Source organism: Psychrobacter piechaudii (assembly GCF_900162825.1).
GTDB lineage: Bacteria > Pseudomonadota > Gammaproteobacteria > Pseudomonadales > Moraxellaceae > Psychrobacter > Psychrobacter piechaudii.
The window spans coordinates 1-396 of the sequence record NZ_FUGE01000278.1; the positions used below are offsets into that span (position 1 = coordinate 1).

Annotated in this window: 2 pseudogenes; one reads left to right on the forward strand and one right to left on the reverse strand. The window is 45.2% G+C overall.

From position 1 onward, the window contains the following. Nucleotides 1-46: 46 nt before the first annotated feature. A pseudogene (locus A1019T_RS13815) lies at nt 47-228 on the forward strand (IS3 family transposase); the annotation flags it as partial. Here A1019T_RS13815 and A1019T_RS12945 read toward each other — a convergent pair. After that, nucleotides 229-396: pseudogene (locus A1019T_RS12945) on the reverse strand (transposase); the annotation flags it as partial.

Consider the following 396-nt stretch of genomic DNA (forward strand, 5'->3'; position numbering starts at 1 on the left):
CCGCCCCGGAATTGTCGGAGACTCAACGCTCCAAGAGAATACGACAATGAAAACACGAAACTATACCCCTGAAATGAAAGAGCGCGCCGTCCGTATGCTCTAATTGAAGCTAAAGACGACTACCCATCCACCTGATCAGCCATCAAAGCCATAGCGCCAAAGATAGGTTGCACGCCTGAGACCCTACGATCATGGCATAAAAAGCACATTGATAAAACCATTCCTGCAACAAAATGCTAAGGCGTTCACTGCGACTAATTTACTGACCCGATCAAGATGGGTTAAGTGGATATCTTTAAGATTAAAGCCACGGCCCTTTAGACAAGCAAATAAAGTCTCAATTTCCCAACGCTTAGCATAGCTTGTCATCGCATCCACTGTTTCTAGTTGATTGGT